Below are 24513 nucleotides of genomic sequence, written 5' to 3' on the forward strand. Positions count from 1 at the left end.
GCCTCGCCCCCGCGGCGGCGCGGCTCGCCACCCTTGCGTGCGGTTGTAGCGTTCGGCACGAGGTGCTCGAAGCGCGTGAGGAGGTGGCGGCCTGGCTCGGCCTCTCGGCCACGGGTCCCGCACTGCCGCCTCCTCCGCGCCGCGCGGAACCGCCTTCGCGCGTCCCGCCCGCGGTCGACGACGTCGTCGCCGTCGCGGGCGTCTTCATCGGCCGCTTCCCGGTCACCAACGCCGCGTTCGCCGCGTTGCGCCCCGACCACACCCGCGTGGGCGACCCACAGCTCGCGGATCACCCCGTCGTCCTCGTCACCCGCGCCGACGCGATCGCGTTCGCCGAGAGCATCGGCGCGCGGCTGCCGACGAACGAGGAGTGGAGCGCGGCCGCGGGCGAGGCCATCTGGCCCTGGGGCGACACGTTCGACCCCGAACGCTGCAACTGCCAAGAGGCCGCGTACGGCTGGACGGTGCCGGTCCGCGCGCACCCGCAAGGCGCCTCGCCATGCGGCGCCGAGCAGCTCGCCGGCAACGTCTGGGAATGGGTCGCGGACACGCGCGAGGACGGCTGGGGCGTCGTGCGCGGCGGCTGCTACCTCGACACCGAGCACGGGCTGATCGCCGCGCGCGAGCTCTCCGCCGACCCGCTGCGCGCCACCGCCACCACGGGCTTCAGAGTCGTCTTCGACGAGAGGAGGAGTGGATGGACCGGGAGCTCCTGATCGACGCCCTCAGAGGCGTATACGACCCGTGCTGCCAGGACCGCGGGGTCTCGATCGTCGACATGGGCGTGGTGGAGGACGTCCGCCACCTCGGCACACACGTCGAGGTCGACCTGATCCCGACGACGGGGTGGTGCCCGTTCGTCGCGAACATGTCCGCCGCGATCCCGGAGGCGCTCAAAGCACTCGACGGCGTCACGACCGTCGAGGTCAAGGTCGTCTGGGAGCCCGCCTGGACGCCGGACCGGCTCTCGGAGTCGGCCCGCGCGCAGCTGCACATGCCGTTGGAAGAGCTCGAGCCCTACAGACTGGCGAGGATCTCATGACCCGCAAAGTCGACGCGTTCGTCTTCGACTGCGTCTGCCACATCTTCAACTTCGACCCGGCCAACGCGCTCGGCGGGCCAGGCCTGATGTTCGACGAGCACCTGTACGCGTTCCACCAGCTGCTGACCGCGGAGGGCGAGACGATCCTCAACCGCGAGCAGTTCATGAAGGAGTGGAGCGTCGACGAGATCTACGACATGGTCATCGAGGGCTCGGACACCGACATGATCGCGGCGCAGCCGCTCCCGCTGACCGACCTCTTCCACGACGGCCTCTCCGACTGGAAGAAGTGCGCGGAGATGGCTCAGAAGCACCCCGACCGCGCGGTCTTCTGGGGCAGCGTGAACCCCCTCGAGGGCAAGAAGGCCCTGGACCTGATGGAGATCCAGGTCAAGGAGTTCGGGGCGAAGGCGTTCAAGTTCTACAACGTCCGCTACGACTACGGGCAGCCGTTCCCGTGGCGCATGGACGACCCGCGCGTCGCCTTCCCGGTCTTCGAGAAGGCGCAGGAGCTGGGCGTGAACCTGATCGGCGTGCACAAGGGCGTCCCGCTCGGCCCGCAGCCGATCGAGCACACCCGCACGTTCGACATGGACGGCGCCGCGGCGAACTTCCCGGACATCAACTTCGTGATCTTCCACGTCGGCCTGCCGTGGCTGGACGAGGTCCTCTGGCAGATCGTGCGGTTCCCGAACCTGTACGCGTCGATCGCCGCCACGGTCAACTTCATCTCGCGCCAGCCGCGGGTCTTCGCCGAGATGCTCGGGAAGATGCTGTGGTGGTGCGGGGAGGACAAGATCCTCTACGGCGGCGAGGCCCCGATCTGGCACCCGCAGTGGGCGCTCGAGGCGTTCTGGAACTTCGAGCTCCCCGAGGACATCGTGTCCGAGCGCGGCTACCCACCGCTGACCGACCAGGCCAAGCGCAAGATCCTCGGCGGGAACCTCGCGCGGCTGCACGGGATCGATGTCGAGGCGAAGGTCAAGGAGCTAGCGTCCAAGGCATGAGTTCCAAGCCAGAGGTCGAGATCCCCGACCACGCGCCCACGTACCAGCTCGAGCTGGAGGACATCACCGTCGGCGACGGCGACCAGGCCGCCAGCGGCGACATCGTCGAGGTGCACTACGTCGGCGTGTCGTGGAAGACCGGCAACCAGTTCGACGCATCGTGGGACCGCGGCGACACGTTCAAGTTCGGCCTCGGCAAGGGCCAGGTCATCAAGGGCTGGGACGAGGGCGTGGCGGGCATGAAGGTCGGCGGGCGCCGCCGGATCACGATCCCGCCGGACATGGCGTACGGCGCCCGCGGCGCCGGCGGCGTGATCGGGCCGAACGAGACGCTCGTGTTCGTTGTCGACTTGATCGGAGTCCGCCGGTAGTCTCGGCTTCATGAAGTCCTCACTCGCTCCTGAGGAACGCAAGCGGCTCCAACGCAAGCGCCAGGAAGAGGAGGTCTTCGTCGACGCCCGGCTCGAGCTGGCCTCGATGCTGGGCAACCAGGCGCTGGCGCGCGCCCTCGCGCGCCAGCCCGCCACGCTCGACCCGCCCGCCCCCGAGCAGAGCGAGCCGCTGAAGCCCGGCATCCCGCCGTGGATCCAGGCGCTCTACGTCACGTCCGGCGTCCTCACGCCCGACGAGGCGAACGCCATGCTCAACCAGGTCGGGGCCTGGGGCCTGCAGCGCTTCATGGTCTGCGTGCCGCTCGAGCGCGACCCGATCGAGGCGCGCCGCGTGCACTTCTCCCAAGGCTCCGGCCGCGCCGCGATCCTCGACTGGGACAAGACCCACACCCAGCTCTCGCCCGCCGACCCGAAGACCGCCAAGCCGATGAAGCCCGGCTACGGCACGCTGCGCGAGATCTTCTACCAGCACCGCGCGAACGAGCTGATGAAGATCTTCGGCGTCCAGTCCCTGGACCTCGTGCTGACCGCGGCCGAGGTCGCCGAGTACGCGGGCAACAAGACCGCGGCCGAAAAGATCCGCGACCTGCTCTTCCGCGCCAACCAGTACGCGATCGTCGAGACGCTCAACGTCACCGAGTCCGCGCGCTACCAGCCCGGCGAGGGCAAGACCTACTGCAACATCTACGCCTACGACGTCGTCACCGCGATGGGCGGCTACCTGCCGCGCGTGTGGTGGACCGACGCGACGTGGGGGAAGATCCAGGCCGGCTCGGAGATCGTCAGCCTCGCCGACCTCAAGCGCATGAAGAAGGACAAGGAGGACGTCTCCAACGTCGTCGCGCCCGAGTACGGCGTGACCGTCGGCGAGCAGAACGCCAACGCGCTGACGAAGTGGATGCACGGCACCGGCGCCGAGTTCGGCTGGAGCCAGGCGACCGACATGGAGGCCGCGCAGACCGCCGCCAACCAGGGCCAGATCGTGATCCTGCTCGCCGCCAACAAGGTCGCGTCCAAGTCCGGCCACGTCAGCGTCGTGCTGGCCGAGTCCAACGAGCACAAGGCCGGCCGCGACGAGACCACCAACCAGGTCGTCGTCCCGCTCCAGTCGCAGGCCGGGTCGAAGAACTTCAAGTACTCGTCAGAGGGCGGCGCGCCCGGCTCCACCGACAAGAAGTGGTGGGAGGACTCAAAGCACAAGGACGGCGCCGCGTGGATCTTCGGCGGCGCGATCCAGAGCCCGCTGCTGACCCCGGAGGAGATCGGGGTCGAGGGGCTCGATCAGTTCGAATAGGGGCCCGCTGACGAATAACGGTGCACCTCCCGCGGCACATCCGCGGCGCCTCGAACCACCCACGCTGCTCACGTGCCAGAGGCACGCATCGCGAGCGCGGGCGGCCCGAGGCCCTACGGCTGCACCACGTCAGGCGGACCGACCATTCGTCAACGAACCCCCGCCTTGCGGTGCGCCCGCACCGCGAGCAGCACGGCCGCGACCAGCGCCAGGGCGAACGCGCCGTGGGTGAGCGCGCCGGCGGCCTGGCTGAAGGACTCGCTGAACGCGTAGCCGACGAGCGTGAAGGCGCTCGCCCACACGAGCGTGCCGAGCAGGCTCCATGGCAGGAAGGCGCGGAACTTCAACCCCGACGAGCCCGCGAGGAACGGCGAGACGGCGCGGATGATCCCGACGAACCGCCCCACGAGGATCGCCTTCGCCCCGTGGCGTGCGTAGAAGTGCTCGACGCGGTCCACCCGCGGCGCGGTCATGCCGACGCGCGGGCCGTGGCGGTGGATGAAGCGGCGCCCCAACCGCGCACCGAGGGCGAACGACGCGATGTCGCCGAGCGCCGCGGCCACCCACGCGACCGCGAGCACGACCGGCAGGCTGATCTCGCCCTGCGCGGCGACGACGCCGCCGAGCACGATCGCGGTCTCGCCCGGCGCGATCAGCCCCACGAACGCCCCGGTCTCCAGGAACGCGAGCCCGCCCACGAGCGCGTACGTCCACGTGCCGAGCGTCTCCGAGAGGTCGGTGAGCGCGTGCTCGAGGTCGGGCAGCTGGACCGTTCCCGTCGCCACCAGGGCCAGTGCGGTGACGGCGAGGGCGGTGGCGAAGAGGATGCGCTTCATCGTCTCCGAGTATTCGCACCGGACGCTCATCCGGACACCCCCGGCACCACGACGCCGGGGGTGGGGGAGGCTCTACTCCAGCTCCGCGGCCAGGTCCGCGACGGACTCGACGATCCGCGCGGGGCGGTACGGGTAGCGCTCGGCGGACTCGCGGGTGGAGATCCCGGTCAGGACGAGGATCGTCTCCAGCCCGGCCTCGATCCCCGCGACGACGTCGGTGTCCATCCGGTCGCCGATCATCGCCGTGGTCTCTGAGTGGGCGTCGATGGCGTTGAGCGCGCTGCGCATCATCAACGGGTTCGGCTTGCCGACGTAGTACGGCTCGACGCCCGTCGCGCGGCTGAGCAGGGCCGCGACGCTGCCGGTCGCCGGGAGCGGGCCGTCCGGCGACGGCCCGGTCGCGTCCGGGTTGGTGGCGATGAAGCGCGCGCCCTCGACGATCAGGCGGATCGCGAGCGTGAGCCGCTCGATCGAGTACGAGCGGGTCTCGCCCAGCACGACGTAGTCCGGGGAGCGCTCCGTCAGCGTGTAGCCGGCGTCATGCAGCGCGGTCGTCAGCCCCGCCTCGCCGATCACGAACGCCGAGCCGTTCGGGCGCTGGTCCTGGAGGAAGGACGCGGTCGCCAGCGCCGACGTCCAGATCCGTTGCTCGGGGACCTCGAGGCCGCTGGCGCGCAGCCGCGCCGCGAGGTCGCGCTGCGTGTAGATCGAGTTGTTGGTCAACACCAGGAACGGCGCGTCGCGCTTGCGGAGGTTGCCCAGGAACCGGTCGGCTCCCGGGATCGCCTGCTCCTCGTGCACAAGCACGCCGTCCATGTCCATCAGCCACGAGCGAATCTCGAGTCGGGTCACGCCCGACAGCCTATGACCGCTCCGATCGCGTCGCATTCGGGTTCTCACGTGGTAGGTCTGGTGGCGTTCACGCGAGAAGCGAGGGTCTGGAAGTGCGATTGACGGTGGTCAAGATGGTGGCTGCGACAGGGGTGGCGGCGATGGCCGTGGGCGGCGCGGTGATCGCGCGCGCCGACGACTCACCCGCGCGCGCCGCGGCGGCCAACGGCGGGCTCGCCATGTTCAACGTGGTGCAGCCGGGGGTCACCGACGCGCTGCCCATCGAGCACACGGCCCAGGCGGGCGTGAAGGACACGTTCACGCTCGAGAACCGTTGGTCGAAGGCGCTGTCGATCACCATCACGCCGCGGCCCTGGACGCAGTCGGGCGACGGGAGCGTCTCGCCGAACCGCCGCGGCACGCTCAGCGGCGTCAGCGTGAGCGAGCCGACCTTCACCCTCGCGCCGGGCGCGAAGAAGGACATCACGGTCACGCTCGACAGCGTTCCCGCCGCGGGCTACCTCTACGGCGCGCTCGAGGTCGTCGGCCTCCCGCCGGGCGCGGACAAGGCCAAGGGCATCGTCACGGGCTACCGGCTCGTCGACGCGATCCGCTACACGGCGGCGACGCCGACCTACGGTCTCAAGGCGGGCGCGGCGAAGATCCTCGGCAAGGGCTCGAAGAAGACGCTGACGCTGAGCGTCCGCAACACCGGCAACACGGTCGCCCCGGTGACCGGCACGGTGAAGATCAAGGGCGCCCTGTCGACCACGAACGGGACCGTCAAGGCCACCCGGATCCTGCCCGGCAAGAGCGTCGCGCTCGGGCTCGCTTCGGTGTCGCGCCTGCGCGCCGGGAGCTATACGGCTACCGTCACGCTCATTCAGAACAAGCAGAAGACCACGCTGACCAAGCAGATCCGGGTGCGCTGAGCGCCCTGTTGGAGGCGGCGCCGCTGGACGGGCGCCGCATCCGGGCGGTTGCCGCGCTCGCAGGGCTAGCGCCTGCGGAGATCGTCGCCCGCACGGGGGTGACGTTGCGGGAGGTCGAGCGGGTGCTCGCCGCGGGCGGCTCGTTGCCGCCGCGTCCGTCGTTGGCTGACGGCGCGGGGATCGTCGACCTGCTCGCCGGCGTGCCCGAGCCGCTGACGGACCTCGACCACGTCCCGGCGACCGCCGACACCGTGCTCGCCCGGGTCCGGTACCTGCATGAGCACTACGAGCTCGAGCGTTGCCGCGTCCTGCTGCTCGGCGATCACGACGCGACGTCGCTCGCGTTCGGAGCGCTCGGAGCGTCCGTGCGCGAGCTCGCGGTCGTCGACGTCGACCAGCGTCAGCTGCGCTACCTGGCCTCGCACGGCGTCGACACGTGGTTCGCGGACCTGCGCGTGGGGCTGCCGGCGCCGCTGCGCGAGCGCTTCGACATCGTGCTGACGGACCCGCCGTACTCGCCCGCCGGGATCGGGCTGTTCGCGGCGCGGGCGCTGGAAGCGATGAAGCGCGAGTCGCGGTTGCTCGTCGCGTACGGCTACCCGGAGGGGTCGCCCGCATTGGGCTTGAAGGTGCAGCAGGAGCTGAGCGCGCTGGAGCTGGTCTACGAGGCGGTACTGCCGGACTTCAACGCTTACACCGGGGCGTTGGCCGTGGGCTCGCGAGCGGCGCTGTACGTGCTGCGGCCGACGAAGCGGTCGCGGAAGATCGCGGCGCGGAGGGGTGACCGGCACGCGGAGGCGCTGTACACGCGGGGGCGGCAGGCGGTGGAGTCCTCTTCGGCCGCGCCGGACTTCCTCGGCGAGCTGGAGGGCGTGGGCTACGGGCCTGGCTTCAAACGGAGCGTGCGCGAGCTGCTCGACGAGCCGCGCCCGGCGGAGTCGGTCGTCGTCAACCTCGCCCCGGACCTGATCTACAGCCTGTTCCAGGTGGTGCGGGCGGTCGTGGCCGAGCGTGTGCTGATCGTCGCCCACAACCGCACCGAGGGCCTGCGCAACGCGGAGGAGCAGGCGCTGCTGCGGGCGGTGGCGGCACCGCGCTTCGAGGTCGTCCGGCTCGACCGCTCCTGGCGCGGCACCCCGTTCACGGTGGTCGAGCTGCGCGGCACCGGGGCGCCGCGCGACGAGCGGGCGGTCTACCGGGAGGCGACGTCGACCTGAATCGCCAGGTTCGCCAGCGGCGTGCCCCAGCTCTCCAGCGACGTCGGCGAGAGCGTCGAATAGCCCGCGCCGGCGGCTGAGACCGCGCCGCGCAGCGCCCACTTGGCGAACGTGTCGGCGAAGCGCTCCTCCGGTGCGGTGCAGTCGCCGGTGTCGGCGGTGAAGCACGTTCCGCTGCTCGGCAGCTGGGCCGCGAGCTGCTCGCGCATCCCGTCCGGCATCAGCGCGAAGTCGATCACGTGGCCGAGCTCGTGCACGACCGTGACGTCGCGGTCGGCCTTGCGCTCACCGTCGAGGTAGGCGAGGTTGAAGCTCACGTCGAAGCGCGTAGGGGAGATCGGGCGGGTGACGCCCACGGCGTCGCCGCCCGGCTCGTTGTAGACGCCGATCTTGACCATTCCGTCGACGTCGTCGATCAGCTGCCGCGCCTCGGGCCGCACCTTGGCGACGGCTCCGAGGATCCACTCCTGATCCTGCGGCGGGACGGAAGGATCGAAGGTGAACGAGGCCGCCTTGAGCTGCGGGTCGACGGCGTGCTCCTTCTTCCCGCAACCGGCGAACCCGACCGCCGCGCAGGCAGCCAGCATGGGCACAGCACGACGGAGGCTCATGGTCCGGCAATCGGCACGGCGGGCGGGTTTCTTGACCGGTCGGTAAGCCCGGAGACTAGGCCGGGACCGGGACGGCGGTGCCGGGCTTCGGCGCGCGGGTCTTCGTGATGATCGTGAAGGCGGCGAGGGCGCCGATCAGGGCGAACGCGGCAGCCACCAGGAACGCGTCCTCGAAGCCGGCGGTCAGCGCCTGGGCGGAGGTCGACGTCGTCGTCGCGACGCCGGTCAGGACCGCGAGACCGACGGCCTGGCCGATCTGCTGCGCGGTCGACATCAGACCGCTCGCCAGGCCGGACTCGTTCTCGCTCACGCCGCTCATCGCGGCGATCGTCAGCGGCACGAACGCCAGACCCATGCCGAGCGCGACCACGAGGCTGGGGAACAGGACGTCGCCGAGGAAGCTGCCGTCGGCCGAGACGTGGCTGAACCAGTACAAGCCGGCGGCCTGGACGACGAGGCCGGAGACGAGCACCGGCTTCGGGCCGAGCTTCGTCGCGAGGCTGGACGCGATGCCCGCGGAGGCGCCGATCGTCAGCGCGAGCGGCAGGTAGGCGAGGCCGGCCTTCAGCGGGCCGTAGTGCAGGACCTGCTGGAGGTACAGCGTCGCGAAGAAGAACAGGCCGACCAGCGCGCCGCCCATCAGGACGCCGGTCGCCGTCGCGCCGGTCAGGCTGCGGCTGCGGAAGACCGAGAGCGGGACGAGCGGGTTCGCGGTGCGGCTCTCCGTGATGACGAACGCGACCAGCAGACCCGCGGCCAGCGCGACGAACTCCGGCTGCACACCGTCGATCACGCCGTAGACGAGGGCGACCAGGCCGCCGGTGACGGTCAGGGCGCCGAGCGCGTCGAAGGAACGCGTGGCGGTCGTGCTCTTGGACTCGTGCAGCAGCGCGGGGGCGAGCGCCGCCGCGGCGATCCCGATCGGCGTGTTGATCCACAGCACCCACTCCCACCCGAGCGTCTGCGTGATCACGCCGCCGAGCAGGCTTCCCGCCGCGCCGCCGCCGGCCGCGACCGCGCCCCACACGCCCAGCGCCTTGTTGCGCTCCGCGCCCTCGGCGAACGTCGTCGTCACCAGGCTGAGGGCCGCGGGGGAGAGGATCGCGGCGCCGAGGCCCTGCAGCGCGCGGGCGGCGATCAGCATCCCGCCGCTCGACGCGAGCCCGCCCGCGAAGCTCGCCAGGGCGAAGATCGCGAAGCCGGCCATGAACACCTTGCGGCGGCCGAGCAGATCCGCCATCCGCCCACCCAGCAGCAGGAACCCGCCGAACGCCAGCACGTACGCGTTCACCAGCCACGCCAGACCCTCCTGGCTGAGGCCGAGATCCCTGCCGATCGAGGGCAACGCGACGTTGACGACCGACGCGTCGAGCACGACGACGAACTGGGCCGTGGCGAGCAGCGCCAGCGCCCACCACTTGCGTGTGTTTTCCCGTTCCATGCAGGTAATTCTCGTGCTGAGGCGGGCCCCTTACATCGGACGTAAGGTGCCCGCTAAGGCCCTGGATCCCTTACACGGAGGCGGGGAACCCCTCACGCCAGCTGGGGTGCTTCGGGACCCATCCCAACTCGGCTTTCGCCTTGGCGTTGGAGGCCCCGCGGGCCTCGGTCATCATCACCACCGCAGCGCGTCCGGCCAGCATCCTGGCCATCCACGTGGGGACGTGTCGCGGCGGCTTCGCACCGACCTGTTGCGCGAGGTAGGGCAGCCATTCCTTCGTCGGCGCGGGGTCGTCGTCGACGATGTTGTAGATCTCGCCAGGGCGGCCGCGCTCGATCGCGGCGAGCGTCCCGGTGGCGATGTCCTCGGTGTGCAGGAACGACCAGATGCCCTCGCCGTTGCCGACGAGCGGGAACTGGCGCTTGAGGACCATCTCGACCTGGTCGCCGCCGGCCGTCATCCCCGATCCGGGGCCGTAGAAGCCGCCGTAGCGCAGGACGATCCCGCCGGCCTCGGTGACGAGCTGCTCGAGCCGCCGGATCGCGGCGAGGCTCTCGCGGATGCCCTTCGGCGGGTTCGGGTCGAACGGGGCGGCCTCGCTCTTGACCTTTCCGCCTGTGCGCTCGGCCGGCCAGCCCGCGAAGGACTGGGCGACCAGCAGGCGCCCGTCGGCCGCGGCGAGCAGGTGCTGGGTCCCCTCGGTGCGCAGCCGGTTGGTGACATGGAAGGACTGGTCGAACTTGCGGAAGTCGATGTTCGTCAGCGACGTCATCTGGTGGACGATCACGTCGGGGTTGGCGGCGTCGACGGCGGCCTTGACCGACGTTGCGTCGAGGCCGTCCATGATCTGCGCGTTCGCGCCGAGCTTGCGGATCTCGGCGGTCTTGGCCTCGGAGCGGGTGGTGCCCGTGACGGTGTGGCCGTTCGCGATCAGGAGGGGGATGAGCGCACGGCCGGCGGCGCCCGTGGCGCCTGCGATGAGGATGTGCATGGCCCGTTGACGAGATGGTTTGTAAAGCTGTGACAGACGTGGATGACGAGCTTCGCCCGCTGCTCTTCTCGATCGCCTACCGGATGCTCGGGTCGGTCGCCGAGGCCGAGGACGTGGTCCAGGAGGCGTACGTGCGGCGGGCGTCCTCCGGGCCGGTGGAGAACGAGCGGGCGTTCATGACGACGGTCACGTCGCGACTGGCGATCGACGTCCTGCGTTCCGCGCGGGTGCGGCGCGAGAGCTACGTGGGCGAGTGGCTTCCGGAGCCGCTCGTGGAGGCCGAGGCGCCGGCGGTCGTCGAGACCGACGAGTCGATCTCGTTGGCGATGCTGGTGTTGTTGGAGCGGCTGAACCCGGTCGAGCGGGCGGTGTTCGTGCTGCGCGAGTCCTTCGATGTCGACTTTGCGCAGGTCGCCGCGATCGTCGACCGCTCGGAGGACAACTGCCGTCAGATCCTCTCCCGCGCTCGCAGACGGGTGGCCGACGAGCGGCCGCGGTTCGACGCCGATCCGGCCGAGCGGCGCGCTCTGGCCTCCCGGTTCATCGCCGCCGCGCGGGAGGGGGATCTCGCGGGGCTGGTGGCGATGCTCGCCCCGGATGCCGTGCTCGTGGGCGACGGCGGCGGGATCGCCCGCTCGATCCCGGCGCCGATGCATGGCGCGGCCGCGATCGCTCGTGCCATGGTCACCTTCTACGGCCAGGTCGATGCGCTGGGGATCGGGTTCGAGGCGGTGTGGGTGAACGGTCAGCCGGGCTTCCGCACGTTCGATCCGCAGGGCCGGGTCGTCAACGTCGTCCAGTTGCAGATCGTCGACGGCCGCGTGGAGTCGATCTTCTCGATGCTCAACCCGGAGAAGCTCGGACATCTCGGCGAGACGTCCGAGCTGGGGCTACGGCCTAGTCGAGTAGGGCGCCGGCGCTGACGTTCACGGTCGCGGCGGTCATCGTCCGCGCGTGGTCGGAGGCGACGAAGGCGGCGACGCGGGCGACGTCCTTGAGCGTGGCCGCCTTTCCGGTGAGGGTGGCGTCGTCGAGGCTCTTGACGAGTTCGTCGCGGCCGGCGAAGCCGGTCGGGATCGATTCCGTGATGCCGCCGGTGCGGAGGGTGACCACGCGGACCTTGGGGTTCTCCGTCGCGAACTGGCGGCGCATGGCCTCGAGGGCGTGGAAGGCGACCTGGAGGCCGCCGATGCTGTAGCCGCGGATCGGGTCGCCCTCGCCGCCGAAGACCAGGATCACGCCCGCGCCGTGGTTCGCCGCCGCCTTGAAGGTGAGGAAGTGCGAGCGGGTGGCGGTGACGATCGGCGAGAGGAAGTCCTCGACGTCCATCGCCGCCATCGGCGTGCCCTGGACGTCGTTGATGCCGATCAGGTTGAACGAGATGTCGATGCGGCCGATCTGTTGCGCGTGCGCTTCGACGGCCTGCGGGTCGGTGGCGTCGACGACCGCCGTCTCGAACTCGTCGCCGACCGCCTTGAGGGTGTCGAGGGTGCGTCCGGCCAGGTGGACCTTCGCGCCCTGGTCGGCGAACTCGCGGGCGACCGCCGCGCCGATGTTCCCGCCTCCGCCGTAGATGACCGCGTTCTTGCCTTTGAGCAGCATGTGGGTGATGACTACACGATCATCGAAAACTCATCGTCGGCGCTTGTATCGTCCCGCCGCGTGCCCGCGCGCTGGGGAACGGTGGCTGCGTACGCCGCGGTCGCCGCCGCCAATCAGCTGCTGTGGCTGACGTACGCGCCGATCACCACCGACGTCGCGCGCCACTTCGACGTCTCCGAGAGCGCGGTCGGCTGGCTCTCCCAGGTGTTCCCGCTCGTGTACGTCCTGCTCGCGATCCCGGCTGGGCTGGCCTTGGACCGCCGCTTCCGGGGCGCCCTGCTGTTCGGGGCCTGGCTGACGGCCTTCGGCGGCGCGGTGCGCCTCGGCTCGGACACCTTCGCGTTCGCTTTGGCGGGCCAGATCCTGATCGCGATCGCCCAACCGCTGATCTTGAACGCGGTCACCAAGGTCGCGGCGACGTCGTTGCCGCCGCAGTCCTTGGCGCAGGGCATCTCGCTCGGCTCGGCGGGCATCTTCGCGGGCACCGCGCTCGCGCTCCCGCTCGGCCCCGCCCTCGCCGACGAGTCCTCGCTGATCCCGTTGCTCGTCGTCGACCTCGTCATCGCGCTCGCCGCAGCGCTGTGGCTGACCGCGGCGATGACCCGCACGCCCGCGCCGGCGCCGGCCGCCGCCTCGCCGCCCGTGGCCACGCCCACGCCCGGCGCCACCTCGCCGGCTGTGGCCACGCCCGCGCCCGGCGCCACCTCGCCGGCCCACGCCACGCCCACGCCCGGCGCCACCTCGCCGCCCGTGGCCACGCCGGCGTTCGCCGGCCGCGCCGAACTGCGCGCCGTGTGGGCCGACCGCACCATCCGGCGGCTTTCCGCGGTCGCGTTCCTCGGGTTCGGCGTGTTCGTCGCGCTCACGACGTGGCTGCAGGCCCTGCTCGAGCCCGCGGGGGTCTCGGATGAGACGGCCGGGATCCTCCTCGGCGTCATGGTCCTGGCGGGGGTGGTCGGGTCCGCGACGTTGCCCGCGCCGATTGCCCGGCGCGGCTTGGAGCGGGCGTTCCTGCGGGTGGCGGCGGTCGTGGCCGCGGCCGGCTGCGTGTTCCTCGCGCTGGCGCCCGGCGCCGCCGCGGTGGTGGTGATCCCGCTGGGCGTGGTGCTGCTCGGCAGCCTGCCGGTGGTCCTCGAGCTGACCGAGCGGCGCAGCGAGTCCAGCGCCGCCGCGGCGCTGATCTGGCTGGCCGGCAACGCGGGCGGGATCGTCGTGGCCGTGCTCGTGCAGGCGACGCAGGATCGTCCCGCCGCGGCGTTCTCGCTCCTTGCGGTCACCGCCGCGCTCGTGCTCGCCGTCGCGTGAAGGAAGCGGCCCGCGCGCCGCGAAACCCGCCTCATGAGCGAGACGGACAACAGCACCGAACTGCCGCACGTCTCCGGGGAGGAGCTGCGCGCCGCCTTGACCCCGCGTGGGGAGACCCGCCGCAACCCGGTACTGGTGACCGAGCACGACGACGGGGAGCTCAAGCAGCTCAAGGAGGCCCTCGCGACGGCCGACGGCCTGCGCAGCGAACTGGACGCCAGCCGCCGCCTGATCGACTCCGCCCGCGCCGACGCGATCGAGCTCCGCGCCTCACTGGAAGCCGCCCGCGAGGACGCGAAGGAGCTCCGCCTCGAGCTCACCCGCGCCCGCGCCGAGTCCCACGAACGCCGCGAGGCCCTCGCGACCCTCCTCAACGCCGGCCTCTTCCGCCGCCGCAAGGTCATCGCGGACCTCAAATCCCGCAACGCTTTCTAAACTACACCTAAATTGCCAGGCACCTTAGGTTGTCTTTAGGTGCGATTCAGCGCTGCTGCGCGGCGATGGGACGCGATCGCTCACCTAAACCCGAGATAAGGGGTCAGGCACTTTAGGTGGGGTTTAGTTAAACCGGGCCAGGCCTTCTTTATTTGCGGAGGCGGAGGTTCTGCATGCCTCCGTCGACGAAGAGCGCGGTGCCGGTGGAGGCGGTTGCGGTGGCGAGGTAGACGATGCCGTCGGCGACCTCCTGGGCTGAGACCAGGCGGCCCATCGGCTGGCGGGCGTTCAGGGCGGCGCGTTCGGCGTCCGGGTCGTCGGCGGCGTCCAGCAGCCGGCCGATCCAGGGGGTGTCGGCGGTGCCCGGGCAGACGCAGTTGACGCGGATGCCCTCGCCCACGTGGTCGGCGGCCATCGCCATGGTCAGGGACAGGACGGCGCCCTTCGAAGCGCTGTACAAGGCGCGTTGCGGGAGGCCGGCGGTCGCGGCGACCGAGCAGGTGTTGACGATCGAGGCGCATGACGACGCGCGCAAAGCAGGAAGCGCGGCCCGCGCCATCCGCACCATGCCCACGACGTTGACGTCGTAGACCCGGTGCCACTCCTCGTCGGAGTTGTCCTCGACCGTCCCCGCGGCGCCGATGCCCGCGTTGTTGACGAGCACGTCGAGCCCGCCCAACCGCGACACCGCCTCGGCGACCGCCGCCGCCACGCCAGAAGCGTCCGTCACGTCGACCTGGATGGCATCGGAGCCCGCCACCACGTCGCGGTCGAACACGATCACCCGCGCGCCCTGCTCCCGCAGCTTCGCGACCACTGCCGCGCCGATCCCCGACGCACCGCCCGTCACGATCACCCGCAGAGCCATCAGACCACCGCCTCGATCAGGTGCGGACCCGGCTCGGAGAACGCCTCACGCAGCGCACCCACCAGCCCGCGAACATCGTCGACCCGCCGCCCCGGCACCCCCATCGACTGCGCCAGCCCCGCGAACGACAACTCCGGCCGGCCGATGTCCATCAACTCCCGCGCGGCGGCCCCGTCCCCCGAAGCGCCCACCCGCGAGAACTCGAACTCCAGGATCGCGTAGGAGCGATTGGCGATGATGATCGTCGTCACGTCGAGGCCCTCCCGAGCCTGGGTCCAGAGCGACTGGATCGTGTACATGGCCGACCCGTCGGCCTCCAGGTTGACGACCGGCCGCCCACCCGCGCCCACCGCGGCGCCCGTCGCCGCCGGCATGCCCCAGCCGATCGACCCGCCGGTCAGGAACAGGTAGTCGTGCTCGCCCGCACCCGCGGTGCGCTCGACGAACAGCACCGACGCCGTCACCGCCTCGTCGACCACCACCGCGTCATCCGGCAGCAGCGCACCGACCACCGCGCTCAGGTTGTCGACGTTCAACGGCCCGTCGGACGGCAAGACGACGCGCTCGACCGGCGCCCCCGGCACGTAGGCCGGCGCGCTCACCTCGCTCGCCAGCGCGGCGAGCGCGCCCAGCGCGTCCTCGCCCGGAGCGGCAAGCGTGAGGATCTCCGTCGAAGGGTCGGCCAGCAGGCTCGGCTGCCCCGGGTACGCGAAGAAGCCGACGGGCGGCCGCGTGTCCACGAGCACCAGAGCAGAGAACCCGGAAAGCGCGTCGACCGCCATCTCCGTCAGGTACGGCACCCCCAGCGGCCGGGGCCGCGAGCCGCCGCGCGCCAGTCGCGGCGCGAACGTGTCGCGCAGCAGGGTCGCGCCGGTCGCGGCGCTGATCCGCGCGGCGAGCGCCAACCCGTGCGCCGAGGTCGCGACGCCGCCCAGCAGCAGGGCGGCGGAGCGGCCGCGCAGCGCGCGGGCGGCGGCGGACACGGCCTCCGCGGGAACCGCCAGCGGCTTGGGAACGGGCACCGGCGGGACCGGGCCGAGACTCTCGCCCCACCCGGCGTCGGCCGGAAGGATCAACGTCGCCACGCCACCCGCCCACGCGGCGGCGACCGCCTCGGCCGTGTCGGACGCGGCCGTGCGGGCGTCGCGCGTCGTCCGCACCCACGACGAAGCCGGCCGCACGACGGACTCGATGTCCGACGCCAGCGGCGCGCCGAGCGGCTTGTGAGCGACGGCGTGATCGCCGACCAGGTTCACCATCGGCGTCCGGCCCTTGTACGCGTTGTGCACGTTCGCGAACGCGTTCCCGAACCCCGGCCCGAGGTGCAGCAGCGTCGCCGCCGGGCTGCCCTCCATGCGGGCGTACCCGTCCGCGGCCCCCGACGCCACGCCCTCGAACAAGGTCAGCACGCCGCGCACGCCCGGCACCCGGTCGAGCGCCGCCACCAGGTGCATCTCCGACGTCCCCGGGTTGGCGAAGCAGACCTCGACACCCGCGGCCGCCAGCGTCCGCAGGACGCTCTCCGCCCCGTTCAAGTCACAGCCTCAGACATCCGCGGAATGTACGCTGAGACGGGTGACCGACGACTCGCTCCCCGAGCTACGGGCCTCAGACGCCGACCGCGAGCACCACGCCGAAGTCCTCCGCAAGGCCGCCGGCGAGGGCCGTCTGACGATGGACGAGCTCGACGAGCGCCTGACCACCGTCTACGAGTCGCGCACCCACAAGGAGCTGGAGCGGCTGGTCGCCGACGTCGTCGTCCCCGGCGAACGGCCCCACGCCGACCGCATGCCGGTGCGACGCGGCGAGGAGGGGCCGAGCTGGCTCGTCGCGATCCTCAGCGGCCGCGACCGCAAAGGCCGCTGGCTCGTGGGCCGCAACCTCAAGGTGATCAACATCCTCGGTGGTTCGGACCTCGACCTCAACGACGCCGAGCTCGCCGACGACGTGGTCGAGATGACCGTCATCGCGGTGCTGGGCGGCGCGGACATCCGCGTCCCCGAGGGCTTGAACGTCGAGCTCACCGACTTCGCCATCCTCGGCGGCAATGACTCGGACCTCGGCGTCGAGCGACCCGACCCGGGCGGCCCGACCCTGCGCCTGCGGGTGATCTCGATCCTCGGCGGGACCGACGTCAGGCGCGGCCGCAAGCGCAGCCGCGCCGAGCGCAAGGCGCACAAGCACCTACGACACGGGAGCTGACGCCGCGGGGCGCTCGAGCGCCCGCGGCACCAGAAGCGCCGTGATCGGGCCGATCGCGAGCCGCTCGCTCGACCCGGGCGGGAGGTCGCCGCGCCCGGTGCGCGGGTCGCGCGGCGGGACCGGCAGGCCGAACAGCTTGTGGCCGTGCTCGGCGGCGTGCAGGCGCAGGGCGCGACCGGCGTCGGGGCGGCCGAGCCGCCACCCGGCGGCGACCAGCTGCGACCCGTGCCACAGCTCCCAGCGCCAGCGCCGGAACGGCATCCGCCCCGGAGGCAGCGGATAGAGGCTGTAGGCGAACTCGAGGCCGTGAACGGTCGGCACGAGCCTCCAACGCTAGCGCGCCGGTTTCCCGTCGGCCCCGGCAATGATCCGGCAAGGAGCCGGCAACCCCGCCGTGTGAAGCTCCGCCAAGGAACTGCCAAGAAAACCTCAGCCGGGTCTCAGTTGATTTGTCACTGACATGGCTGGGACCACAACCGACAACCCCCGCACGGACGCGGCGAGGGAGCGCACGGGGCACGATGCCCCGCCGGCGCGCGAGCGACCCGTCGTGGGCGGCCGCTCGATCGACACGGACGCTCGTACCCGCGCATACGTCGCGGCCCTGCAGCGCGACCTCAACCGGCATCTGATCACGCTCGGCTCGCCGACCGTCCTGGCGGTCGACGGCCTCTGGGAACGCGACACGGACGTCGCGTTCCGCCGCGTCTGCCGTGTCCTCGGCCTGGAGCCCAAGCGCAGCGTGCGCACGTTCCGCGCGATCGGCGGCGCGATCGCCCCGCTCACGGACGCCGAGCGGGAGAAGGCGCGCACGGACGGCGCGGCCTATGAGGCCGAGCTGCGCCACCACTTCGCCCACGCGAAGCCGCCCGAGCCCGAGCCCGAGCCCGAGCCGGACCCCGACGAACGCCTCGTGGCCGCGCTGCGAAAGGCGGGCGCCCGCTACGAGGACGAGATCGTCCGCGAGGCCAAGCGCTCCGGCCTCTCCGCGTCGCTGATCTGCGCGGTCCTCGAGGTCGAGTCCGGCTTCCGCAACGTCTTCGGCCACGACAACGTCCGCAACCCGATCAAGAGCCCGCCGAACGGCCTGCTCACGGTCACGCCCGAGCTCTACGCGAAGTACCTCGCCTTCCGCCGCCAAGGCCTCGGCAACCAGGGCGTCGGCCCGATGCAGCTCACCGACCCCGGGCTGCAGGACCGCGCCGACGCGCTCGGCGGGTGCGAGCAGGTCGGACCCAACATCCGCGTCGGCGTCGAGTTCCTGGCCGGGAACATCAAGCGCCTCGGCCTCTACCGGGGCGTCGCGGCCTACAACGGCTCGACCGTCTACGCCGACAAGGTCCTGCCGCTGGAGAAGCGGTGGCGCGCGCGGCTGGACGACGGCGTCCCCGCCGCGCCGCGGACCCTGAACGTCCCGATGAGCGGCAGCGACGTCCTCGCGCTGCAACGCGTCGTCAACCAGCGGTTCACGGAGTGGAAGATCGGCATCCGGATCGCCGAGGACGGCGACTTCGGCGCCGAGACGCGCAAGGCGGCGCGCCGTGTCGCGTACGGGCTCGGCGCTGCCACGGCCGACTATCGCGACGGCATCACGCCCGGGCTGCGCTCCAAGCTGCGCCGCCCGACCCGCCGGACCGCGGCCGACCTCGAGCGCGCCCGCCGCAGGCGTCCCTGGCTGCGCAAGCTGCGCGCCGCGAACAGCGCCTCGGGCTCGTACCCGCTGGCCGTCCACGGCCCGATCATCGGCGAGCCCTATCACGGCACCCACACGCTCGGGAACTGGCAGTCCGACAACGCCCAGGACATCCGCGTCCCGGTCGGCACGGCGGTGATCGCGCTCGCCGACGGCGTGATCGTCAAGACCTACAACGCCCCGTCGGGGCAGACCGCCGGCTGGCAGGTGACCCTGCGCGGCGCGAGCAACGCCTGGTTCTACGGCCACCTGTCCACGGTCTCCGTGAAGGCGGGCGACCGTGTGCGCAAGGGCCAGACGATCGGCGCGTCCGGGTCCGCGAACGGCGTTCCCCACCTTCACATCGGCCAGCAGTTCGGCCGGCCCGACTTCCACTGAGGAGCAGACATGAGCGACGACGAAGAGATCGACATCGACGGCCCTGTGGCGACGTTCGTCGCCGACCTCGACTACCACGAGGACGAGGCGATCGAGGACCTGCAGCTGGACGACCTCGACCTTCCCGATCGGGCGCCGGACCCGCGTGTGGGGCAGCTCGAGGCGGCGGTTCAGAAGCTCGCCGCCCAGCAGGTGGCGGCCGAACAGCAGCGCGTGCGCCGCAAGGTCAAGGCCGCGACCGGCGGCGCGAGCCTCGCCGGCTTCATCCCGATCGGCCTGCAACTGCTGGACGCGCTCAACATGACGGCCGAGGTGGCGTCGACCGTCGCCGCCGCCGCGGGCGCCCTCGGCGCGCTCCTCGCGGGCTACCTGACCCCCGAGCGTCAAGCGCCCGCGAGCCCCGTGGAGGTTCTGACAACCCCCTGAGCGGGGGGTGGTTCGTCTGCTATCGAAATAGGGGTGACCGCGGCCATCCCACTGTTCGGTGCCTTCCTTGCCGGTCTTGGCACCCGGAGATGGCTGCAGCAGCACGTCACGCTCCTCTTCCGGCTCCAGCTGGCGGGCGGCATCGGCCTCTTGTCGGTGCTCGCGGGCTGGAGCTTCGACATCAACGTCCGCAACGTCGCCGCGATCGGCGTGCTGCTCTTCGCGCAGCTGGCATCGGTCGGCATCGCCGCCCGCGTGTTCCGCAAGCGCACCGACGGCGCGCTGTTCTCGTTCTGGATGTTCGGCAACCCGACGTTCTGGACCGCGCCCGTGGCCGCCGCGGCGCTGGGTGCCGAGGCGGCCGTGTTCGTCATCGCCTACGACATGCTCACGCAGGCGCGGATCGCGGTCGGGGTGCGCCACATGCGCTCCAACGCGCCGAAGACGCAGTCCGCGCGCACGGCACTGGCCGACTACGCGCCGACGATCTGCGCGATGAGCGGCCTCGCGCTCGGGATCGTCTTCCCGGCACCGGACTTCGTGGACTCGGTCGTCGCCGGGCTCGGCATCGTCATGGCGATCTGCGGGTTCCTGTTGCTCGGCGTGTCCTGGCCGCGCAACCGCTGGACGGGCGCGCCGCAGGCCGCGATGACCATCCGCGCGCTCGCGCTGCACTACACGATCGTCCCGGCCCTGCTGGGCGTCGCCGTGCTGGCGGGCGTCGACCTGCCGGGGGCCGTGTGGCTGCTCGCCTTCGGCCCGGTGCCCACCTCGGTCGTGTCGTTCTCGCAGGTGTACGGCTACTCGCCGCGCACGGCGGCGACCGGGCTGGCCATGAGCATCGCATGCGCGATCGCGTTCCTGCCGCTCTCACTGACCCTCGCGGGGTGACCCCACATGGCTGACGTCCTGATCACGGAGTACACCGATCCCGCCTGCCCGTGGGCCTACTCCGCGGAACCGTTCCGCCAGCGGCTGAACTGGCTCTACGGCGAGCGCCTCGAGTGGCAGGTGCGAATGGTCGTGCTCTCGGAGTCCGTCGCCGAGCTGGAGGAGCGCGGCTTCGGCGTCGAGCAGCTCTCGGCCGGCTACCGGAAGATCGCGTGCGACCACGGCATGCCGATCGACACGTCGGTGCGCCCCCGCATGGCGACCTCGCGCCCCGCGTGCGAGGCGGTCGTGGCCGCCCGCCTGCACGCGCCGGAGAAGGTGCGGCCGCTGCTGCGCGCGCTGCGCGTGCGCAACTTCGCCGGCGAGTTGCTCGACGCCCCGGAGACGATCGCGGGTGCCGCATCGGACGCGGGGCTCGACTACGTCTCCCTCGGCTACTGGATGGCCGGCGAGGACGTCCAGGCCGCCGTCGAGTCCGACAAGGCGCTCGCGCGGGCGCCGATGCCCGCCGCGCGCGTGCTCGACCACAAGCTCGCCAACTGGTCCGGCGGCATGCGCTACACGTGCCCGAGCTACGAGATCGTGCGCAAGAGCGACGGCGTGCGGATCGCCGTGCCCGGCTTCCAGCCCTTCGCGGTCTACGACACGATCCTCGCCAACCTCGTGCCCGACCTCGGCCGACGCGTCCCGCCCTCGGGCGTCACCGAAGTGCTCGAGTGGGCGGGCTTCCCGCTGGCCTCCAAGGAGGTCGCGGTCGTGGCCGGCATGGAGGTCTGGGAGGCGCGCGAGGCGCTCGGCCGCGTCGCGACCGAGCGCCACATCGGCGCCGACGGCTTCTGGTCGCTCACCTAAAGCGCACCTAAGGGGTCTGACCCTTTAGGTGGCGTTTAGGTTCAGGCGGCGAGCTCGATCGCGATCTGCTCGAGGATGTCCAGGCCCTCCTGGGCGCCGGACTCCATGCCGCTGCCGATGATCATGTCGCGGACTTCCTTGGTGTCGACCGACGTCAGCATGTGCAGGCGGGTGCGGCCGTCGCCGAGGTCCTCGAACGTGCACGTGACGATCGCGGCGCCGGCTTCGGGCGCGCCCTCGAAGATCTCGGTGTTGACGAGCTTCTCGTTGGGGACGATCTCCTGGTACTCGCCGTGGAAGGCGACCTCGAAGCCGCCGTCGGCGACCATCACGTAGCGCCACCGGCCGCCGACCCGCAGGTCGATCTCGGCGACGGTGACGTTCCCGCGCTTGCCCGCCCACCAGCGCTTGACGTGCTCGGGCGTGGTGTAGGCCTTGAAGACGAGCTCGCGCGGCGCGTCGAACTCGCGCACCATCAGGATCTCGGTGTCGGAGGGAAGGGTGAGGACTGCGCTACCGGTGGTCGCGGGCATCGGGTTGCTCCTGTTTGAGGTCTTCGAGAACGTCGTCCAACGCGTCGAACCGCTCGGTCCAGGTGGCCTCGTAGCTCTTCACCCAGTCGTGGATGGGCTTGAGCGCGTGGCCGTTGAGGCGGTACAGGCGCTGGCGGCCTGAGTCACGCACGTCGACGGCTCCCACTTCGCGGAGGACCCGCAGGTGCTTGGACACCTGCGGTTGGGCCAGGCCGAGCAGCTGCACGATGTCGTTGACGGGGCGCTCGCCACCGGCCAGGAGATCGAGGATCTCCCGCCGCCGTGGCTCCGCCACCGCGTTGAACGCGTCCGCTGTCGTCGCTGCTCGGGCCATCTACACCTCATATTCCCATATCGGAATGCGTTTTCAAGTGCGGCTACCACGAATCCGCCGCGAGACCTCGCTCGCCGCCCGTTGGACGTGCGCGGGGAGGGAGTCGTCCGCGACGTCGAACGTGAGCGCCACGGCCGCGATCGGATGGCCCGTGTGGTCGAGCACGGGGCAGGCGATCGACTTCAGCCCGGGGGTGACGAACCCGTCCTCCTCGGCGTATCCGGCCGTTCTGGCCTGGGCCAGGAGCGCGCGCAGCTGGGTGAGCGAGGCGGGGCCGGCGTCGTGGCGGCGGGTGAGGACCCGGCGGCTGGGGAAGAGCGCGTCGACCTGCTGCGGCGGCAGCGCGGAGAGCATCGCCAGGCCGGACGCCGTCAGGTGGGCGGGCAGCCGGACGCCGACGTCCGTGACCAGACCGGGCCGGTTCGGGGCGCGTTCCTCGATCACGTACAGGACCTCGCGCCCCTGGAGCAGCGCGAGGTGCGCGTTCTGCGTGGTGGCGGCGACGAGGCGGGTGAGCACCGACTGCGCGATCCACCGCAGCGGGTCCTGGCGCAGGTACGCGCTGCCGAGCTCGTACGCGCCGGGGCCGAGCCCGTACCGGCGCTCCTCGGGGAGATGGACGACGAAACCCTCGTCGATCAGGACGTTGAGCAGGTGGTACGTGCTGCTGCGCGGAAGGCCGAGGTCGCGCGCGATCGCGGACGCCGGGAGCGGCGCGGCGTGGCGGGCGAGCAGCTTCAGCAGCTGCAGCGCCTGGGCGGCGGCGGGAGCGTTGGCGCGTCTCAGATGCGAGACAGTACAGCGACGAGTTGCTTTCCCGCACGCGGCGGCGCCGCTTTGATGCGCGGCATGTTCAGGTCTCCGGTCACCGTCGGTGTGGGCGCTCCGTCGCTCGATGACGTCGTCGCCGTCGCGCGCGACGGCGCCCCTGTCGAGCTGTCGGCCGACGCGCTCGCGGAGATCGCGCATTCGCGCGGCGTCGTCGAGTCGCTGGCGGCCGACGTCGTCGCCCACTACGGCGTCTCGACGGGCTTCGGCGCGCTTGCGACGCTGCACATCCCGGTCGAGAAGCGGCTCGAGCTGCAGCGCGGGCTGATCCGCAGCCACGCCGCCGGCTCGGGCGATGAGGTCGAGCGCGAGGTCGTCCGCGCGCTGATGTTGCTCAGGCTGTCGACGCTGGCCACCGGGCGCACGGGCGTCCGGCCGCACGTTGCGAGCGCCTACGCCGCGATGCTCTCCGCCGGCATCACGCCGATCGTGCACGAGTACGGCTCGCTCGGCTGCTCCGGCGACCTCGCGCCGCTCGCCCACTGCGCGCTGGCGCTGATGGGGGAGGGACCGGTGCGCGACGCGTCCGGCACCCTGCGCGACGCCGGAGACGCGCTCGCCGAGGCCGGCATCGAGCCCGTCGTCCTGGCCGAGAAGGAAGGCCTCGCGCTGATCAACGGCACCGACGGCATGCTCGGCATGCTCGTGCTGGCGATCGCGGACCTGCGCAACCTGCTCCTCGTCGCCGACATCACGGCGGCGATGAGCGTGGAGGGCCTGCTCGGCACCGACCGCGTCTTCAACGCCGACCTGCACGCGCTGCGCCCGCAGGTCGGCCAGGGCGCCGCCGCGGCCAACATGCGGGCGCTGCTCGCGAACAGCCCGATCGTCGCCTCGCACCGCGGCCCGCAGGATCCGCGCGTGCAGGACGCCTACTCGCTGCGCTGCGCGCCACAGGTGGCCGGCGCCGCGCGCGACACGCTCACCCACGCGACGCTGATCGCCGAGCGCGAGCTGGCGTCGGCGATCGACAACCCCGTGGTGACACCGGACGGTCGCGTCGAGTCCAACGGCAACTTCCACGGCGCCCCGGTGGGATACGTGCTCGACTTCCTGGCGATCGCGGTCGCGGATGTGGCATCGATGGCCGAGCGCCGCACCGACCGCTTCCTCGACGTCGCCCGCAACCACGGCCTGCCGCCGTTCCTGGCTGACGATCCGGGTGTCGACAGCGGCTACATGATCGCCCAGTACACGCAGGCGGCGATCGTCTCCGAGCTCAAGCGGCTCGCCGCTCCGGCCTCCGTGGACTCGATCCCGAGCAGCGCCATGCAGGAGGACCACGTCTCGATGGGCTGGTCGGCCGCACGCAAGTTGCGCCGCGCCGTCGACGGCCTCACGCGGGTGCTCGCGATCGAGCTGCTGACCGCCGCGCGTGGCATCGACCTGCGCGCGCCCCTGCTTCCCGGAGCCGCGACCGGCGCGGTGCTGACATCGCTGCGCGCGACCTGCGCGGGCGCCGGGTCCGACCGATTCCTCGCCCCTGAGATCGAGGCCGCCGCGGCCTTCGTTCGTGACGGCGGCGCCGTCCGCGCCGCTCAGACCGTGACTCCCCTGGAGGTGCCATGACCC

28 protein-coding genes are annotated in these 24513 nt (G+C 71.6%); 16 read left to right on the plus strand and 12 right to left on the minus strand.

Annotation, left to right across the window (positions count from 1 at the left end; all coding sequences use genetic code 11):
• The first annotated feature begins 62 nt into the window (after positions 1 to 62).
• Genes G569_RS60190 through G569_RS0141705 form a run of 5 tightly spaced genes read left to right on the plus strand, consistent with a single transcriptional unit; the run spans position 63 to position 3735 of the window.
• Positions 63 to 716, plus strand: a complete 654-nt coding sequence (locus G569_RS60190; protein ID WP_028067802.1) for a formylglycine-generating enzyme family protein — start codon at positions 63 to 65, stop codon at positions 714 to 716.
• On the plus strand, positions 698 to 1042 hold the full coding sequence (locus tag G569_RS0141690; protein ID WP_028067803.1) for a metal-sulfur cluster assembly factor: 345 nt from the start codon (positions 698 to 700) through the stop codon (positions 1040 to 1042). Before G569_RS60190 ends, G569_RS0141690 begins: the two co-directional genes overlap by 19 nt.
• Positions 1039 to 2049, plus strand: coding sequence for an amidohydrolase family protein (locus G569_RS0141695; protein WP_028067804.1), 1011 nt, complete (start codon positions 1039 to 1041; stop codon positions 2047 to 2049). The genes G569_RS0141690 and G569_RS0141695 overlap by 4 nt, the downstream gene beginning before the upstream one ends.
• Positions 2046 to 2420, plus strand: a complete 375-nt coding sequence (locus G569_RS0141700) for an FKBP-type peptidyl-prolyl cis-trans isomerase (RefSeq protein ID WP_028067805.1) — start codon at positions 2046 to 2048, stop codon at positions 2418 to 2420. The genes G569_RS0141695 and G569_RS0141700 overlap by 4 nt, the downstream gene beginning before the upstream one ends.
• Before the next feature lie 10 nt (positions 2421 to 2430).
• Positions 2431 to 3735: a hypothetical protein gene (locus tag G569_RS0141705; protein WP_028067806.1), complete on the plus strand. Its 1305-nt coding sequence runs from the start codon at positions 2431 to 2433 to the stop codon at positions 3733 to 3735.
• Between the two features lie 149 nt (positions 3736 to 3884).
• Here the strand turns inward: G569_RS0141705 and G569_RS56150 are convergent, their stop codons facing one another.
• Positions 3885 to 4571 carry a DedA family protein gene (locus G569_RS56150; RefSeq protein ID WP_169542369.1) on the minus strand — a complete coding sequence of 229 codons (687 nt, stop codon included), beginning with the start codon at positions 4569 to 4571 and terminating at the stop codon, positions 3885 to 3887.
• 72 nt (positions 4572 to 4643) lie between these two features.
• A complete protein-coding gene (locus tag G569_RS0141715; protein WP_037503206.1) occupies positions 4644 to 5393 on the minus strand; it encodes an HAD-IIA family hydrolase in 750 nt (249 codons plus the stop codon).
• Positions 5394 to 5536: 143 nt separating this feature from the next.
• On the opposite strand from G569_RS0141715, the gene G569_RS64345 reads away from it, so the two are divergent.
• Positions 5537 to 6334 carry a hypothetical protein gene (locus tag G569_RS64345; RefSeq protein WP_169542370.1) on the plus strand — a complete coding sequence of 266 codons (798 nt, stop codon included), beginning with the start codon at positions 5537 to 5539 and terminating at the stop codon, positions 6332 to 6334.
• Between the two features lie 8 nt (positions 6335 to 6342).
• Positions 6343 to 7551: a bis-aminopropyl spermidine synthase family protein gene (locus G569_RS62075; protein WP_169542371.1), complete on the plus strand. Its 1209-nt coding sequence runs from the start codon at positions 6343 to 6345 to the stop codon at positions 7549 to 7551.
• Here the strand turns inward: G569_RS62075 and G569_RS0141730 are convergent.
• The 3 genes from G569_RS0141730 to G569_RS0141740 all read right to left on the minus strand — a co-directional run bounded on the left by G569_RS0141730 (position 7527) and on the right by G569_RS0141740 (position 10594).
• Positions 7527 to 8144: a hypothetical protein gene (locus G569_RS0141730; RefSeq protein WP_157592672.1), complete on the minus strand. Its 618-nt coding sequence runs from the start codon at positions 8142 to 8144 to the stop codon at positions 7527 to 7529. The two genes, G569_RS62075 and G569_RS0141730, sit on opposite strands and share 25 nt — an antisense overlap.
• 73 nt (positions 8145 to 8217) lie before the next feature.
• Positions 8218 to 9603 carry an MFS transporter gene (locus G569_RS0141735; protein ID WP_028067810.1) on the minus strand — a complete coding sequence of 462 codons (1386 nt, stop codon included), beginning with the start codon at positions 9601 to 9603 and terminating at the stop codon, positions 8218 to 8220.
• A gap of 70 nt (positions 9604 to 9673) precedes the next feature.
• A complete protein-coding gene (locus G569_RS0141740) occupies positions 9674 to 10594 on the minus strand; it encodes an NAD-dependent epimerase/dehydratase family protein (protein ID WP_028067811.1) in 921 nt (306 codons plus the stop codon).
• A gap of 38 nt (positions 10595 to 10632) precedes the next feature.
• On the opposite strand from G569_RS0141740, the gene G569_RS0141745 reads away from it, so the two are divergent.
• Positions 10633 to 11517, plus strand: a complete 885-nt coding sequence (locus G569_RS0141745) for an RNA polymerase sigma-70 factor (RefSeq protein ID WP_245602733.1) — start codon at positions 10633 to 10635, stop codon at positions 11515 to 11517.
• Here the strand turns inward: G569_RS0141745 and G569_RS0141750 are convergent.
• Positions 11492 to 12196 (minus strand): SDR family NAD(P)-dependent oxidoreductase, encoded by a 705-nt coding sequence (locus G569_RS0141750; protein WP_028067813.1) that lies wholly within the window; start codon positions 12194 to 12196, stop codon positions 11492 to 11494. The genes G569_RS0141745 and G569_RS0141750 overlap by 26 nt on opposite strands.
• A gap of 60 nt (positions 12197 to 12256) precedes the next feature.
• Between G569_RS0141750 and G569_RS56160 the strand changes: the two genes are divergently transcribed.
• On the plus strand, positions 12257 to 13501 hold the full coding sequence (locus G569_RS56160) for an MFS transporter (protein WP_064750577.1): 1245 nt from the start codon (positions 12257 to 12259) through the stop codon (positions 13499 to 13501).
• A 33-nt stretch (positions 13502 to 13534) separates the two neighbouring features.
• A complete protein-coding gene (locus G569_RS0141760) occupies positions 13535 to 13936 on the plus strand; it encodes a hypothetical protein (protein WP_028067814.1) in 402 nt (133 codons plus the stop codon).
• 148 nt (positions 13937 to 14084) lie between these two features.
• Here the strand turns inward: G569_RS0141760 and G569_RS0141765 are convergent, their stop codons facing one another.
• Both G569_RS0141765 and G569_RS0141770 read right to left on the minus strand, forming a co-directional pair.
• The gene (locus G569_RS0141765; protein ID WP_037503023.1) at positions 14085 to 14804 is read right to left on the minus strand and encodes an SDR family NAD(P)-dependent oxidoreductase; all 720 of its coding nucleotides are present in this window, start codon (positions 14802 to 14804) and stop codon (positions 14085 to 14087) included.
• A complete protein-coding gene (locus G569_RS0141770; protein WP_028067816.1) occupies positions 14804 to 16339 on the minus strand; it encodes an acetolactate synthase large subunit in 1536 nt (511 codons plus the stop codon). The genes G569_RS0141765 and G569_RS0141770 overlap by 1 nt, the downstream gene beginning before the upstream one ends.
• Before the next feature lie 40 nt (positions 16340 to 16379).
• On the opposite strand from G569_RS0141770, the gene G569_RS0141775 reads away from it, so the two are divergent.
• Positions 16380 to 17006 (plus strand): DUF1707 SHOCT-like domain-containing protein, encoded by a 627-nt coding sequence (locus G569_RS0141775; RefSeq protein ID WP_028067817.1) that lies wholly within the window; start codon positions 16380 to 16382, stop codon positions 17004 to 17006.
• Here the strand turns inward: G569_RS0141775 and G569_RS0141780 are convergent.
• Positions 16989 to 17327: a hypothetical protein gene (locus G569_RS0141780; protein WP_028067818.1), complete on the minus strand. Its 339-nt coding sequence runs from the start codon at positions 17325 to 17327 to the stop codon at positions 16989 to 16991. The genes G569_RS0141775 and G569_RS0141780 overlap by 18 nt on opposite strands.
• Before the next feature lie 139 nt (positions 17328 to 17466).
• Here G569_RS0141780 and G569_RS60195 point away from each other — a divergent pair, with 139 nt between their 5' ends.
• The 4 genes from G569_RS60195 to G569_RS0141800 are packed head-to-tail and all read left to right on the plus strand — an operon-like array spanning position 17467 to position 21246.
• Positions 17467 to 19077 (plus strand): peptidoglycan DD-metalloendopeptidase family protein, encoded by a 1611-nt coding sequence (locus G569_RS60195; RefSeq protein ID WP_157592674.1) that lies wholly within the window; start codon positions 17467 to 17469, stop codon positions 19075 to 19077.
• A gap of 9 nt (positions 19078 to 19086) precedes the next feature.
• Positions 19087 to 19503, plus strand: coding sequence for a hypothetical protein (locus G569_RS63505; RefSeq protein WP_028067820.1), 417 nt, complete (start codon positions 19087 to 19089; stop codon positions 19501 to 19503).
• Positions 19504 to 19536: 33 nt separating this feature from the next.
• Positions 19537 to 20394, plus strand: coding sequence for a hypothetical protein (locus G569_RS0141795; protein WP_028067821.1), 858 nt, complete (start codon positions 19537 to 19539; stop codon positions 20392 to 20394).
• 6 nt (positions 20395 to 20400) lie between these two features.
• Positions 20401 to 21246, plus strand: coding sequence for a DsbA family oxidoreductase (locus tag G569_RS0141800; protein ID WP_028067822.1), 846 nt, complete (start codon positions 20401 to 20403; stop codon positions 21244 to 21246).
• A 41-nt stretch (positions 21247 to 21287) separates the two neighbouring features.
• Here the strand turns inward: G569_RS0141800 and G569_RS0141805 are convergent, their stop codons facing one another.
• Genes G569_RS0141805 through G569_RS0141815 form a run of 3 tightly spaced genes read right to left on the minus strand, consistent with a single transcriptional unit; the run spans position 21288 to position 23082 of the window.
• Positions 21288 to 21779 carry an SRPBCC family protein gene (locus G569_RS0141805; RefSeq protein ID WP_028067823.1) on the minus strand — a complete coding sequence of 164 codons (492 nt, stop codon included), beginning with the start codon at positions 21777 to 21779 and terminating at the stop codon, positions 21288 to 21290.
• Positions 21760 to 22113 carry an ArsR/SmtB family transcription factor gene (locus tag G569_RS0141810; protein WP_028067824.1) on the minus strand — a complete coding sequence of 118 codons (354 nt, stop codon included), beginning with the start codon at positions 22111 to 22113 and terminating at the stop codon, positions 21760 to 21762. The genes G569_RS0141805 and G569_RS0141810 overlap by 20 nt, the downstream gene beginning before the upstream one ends.
• 33 nt (positions 22114 to 22146) lie before the next feature.
• Positions 22147 to 23082, minus strand: a complete 936-nt coding sequence (locus tag G569_RS0141815; protein WP_157592675.1) for an IclR family transcriptional regulator — start codon at positions 23080 to 23082, stop codon at positions 22147 to 22149.
• On the opposite strand from G569_RS0141815, the gene hutH reads away from it, so the two are divergent.
• The gene (hutH, locus tag G569_RS0141820; RefSeq protein ID WP_084286330.1) at positions 22963 to 24510 is read left to right on the plus strand and encodes a histidine ammonia-lyase; all 1548 of its coding nucleotides are present in this window, start codon (positions 22963 to 22965) and stop codon (positions 24508 to 24510) included. The genes G569_RS0141815 and hutH overlap by 120 nt on opposite strands.
• The last annotated feature ends 3 nt before the right edge of the window (positions 24511 to 24513 follow it).

The sequence above is a fragment of the Solirubrobacter soli DSM 22325 genome, assembly GCF_000423665.1.
In the GTDB taxonomy this organism is placed as follows: Bacteria; Actinomycetota; Thermoleophilia; order Solirubrobacterales; family Solirubrobacteraceae; genus Solirubrobacter; species Solirubrobacter soli.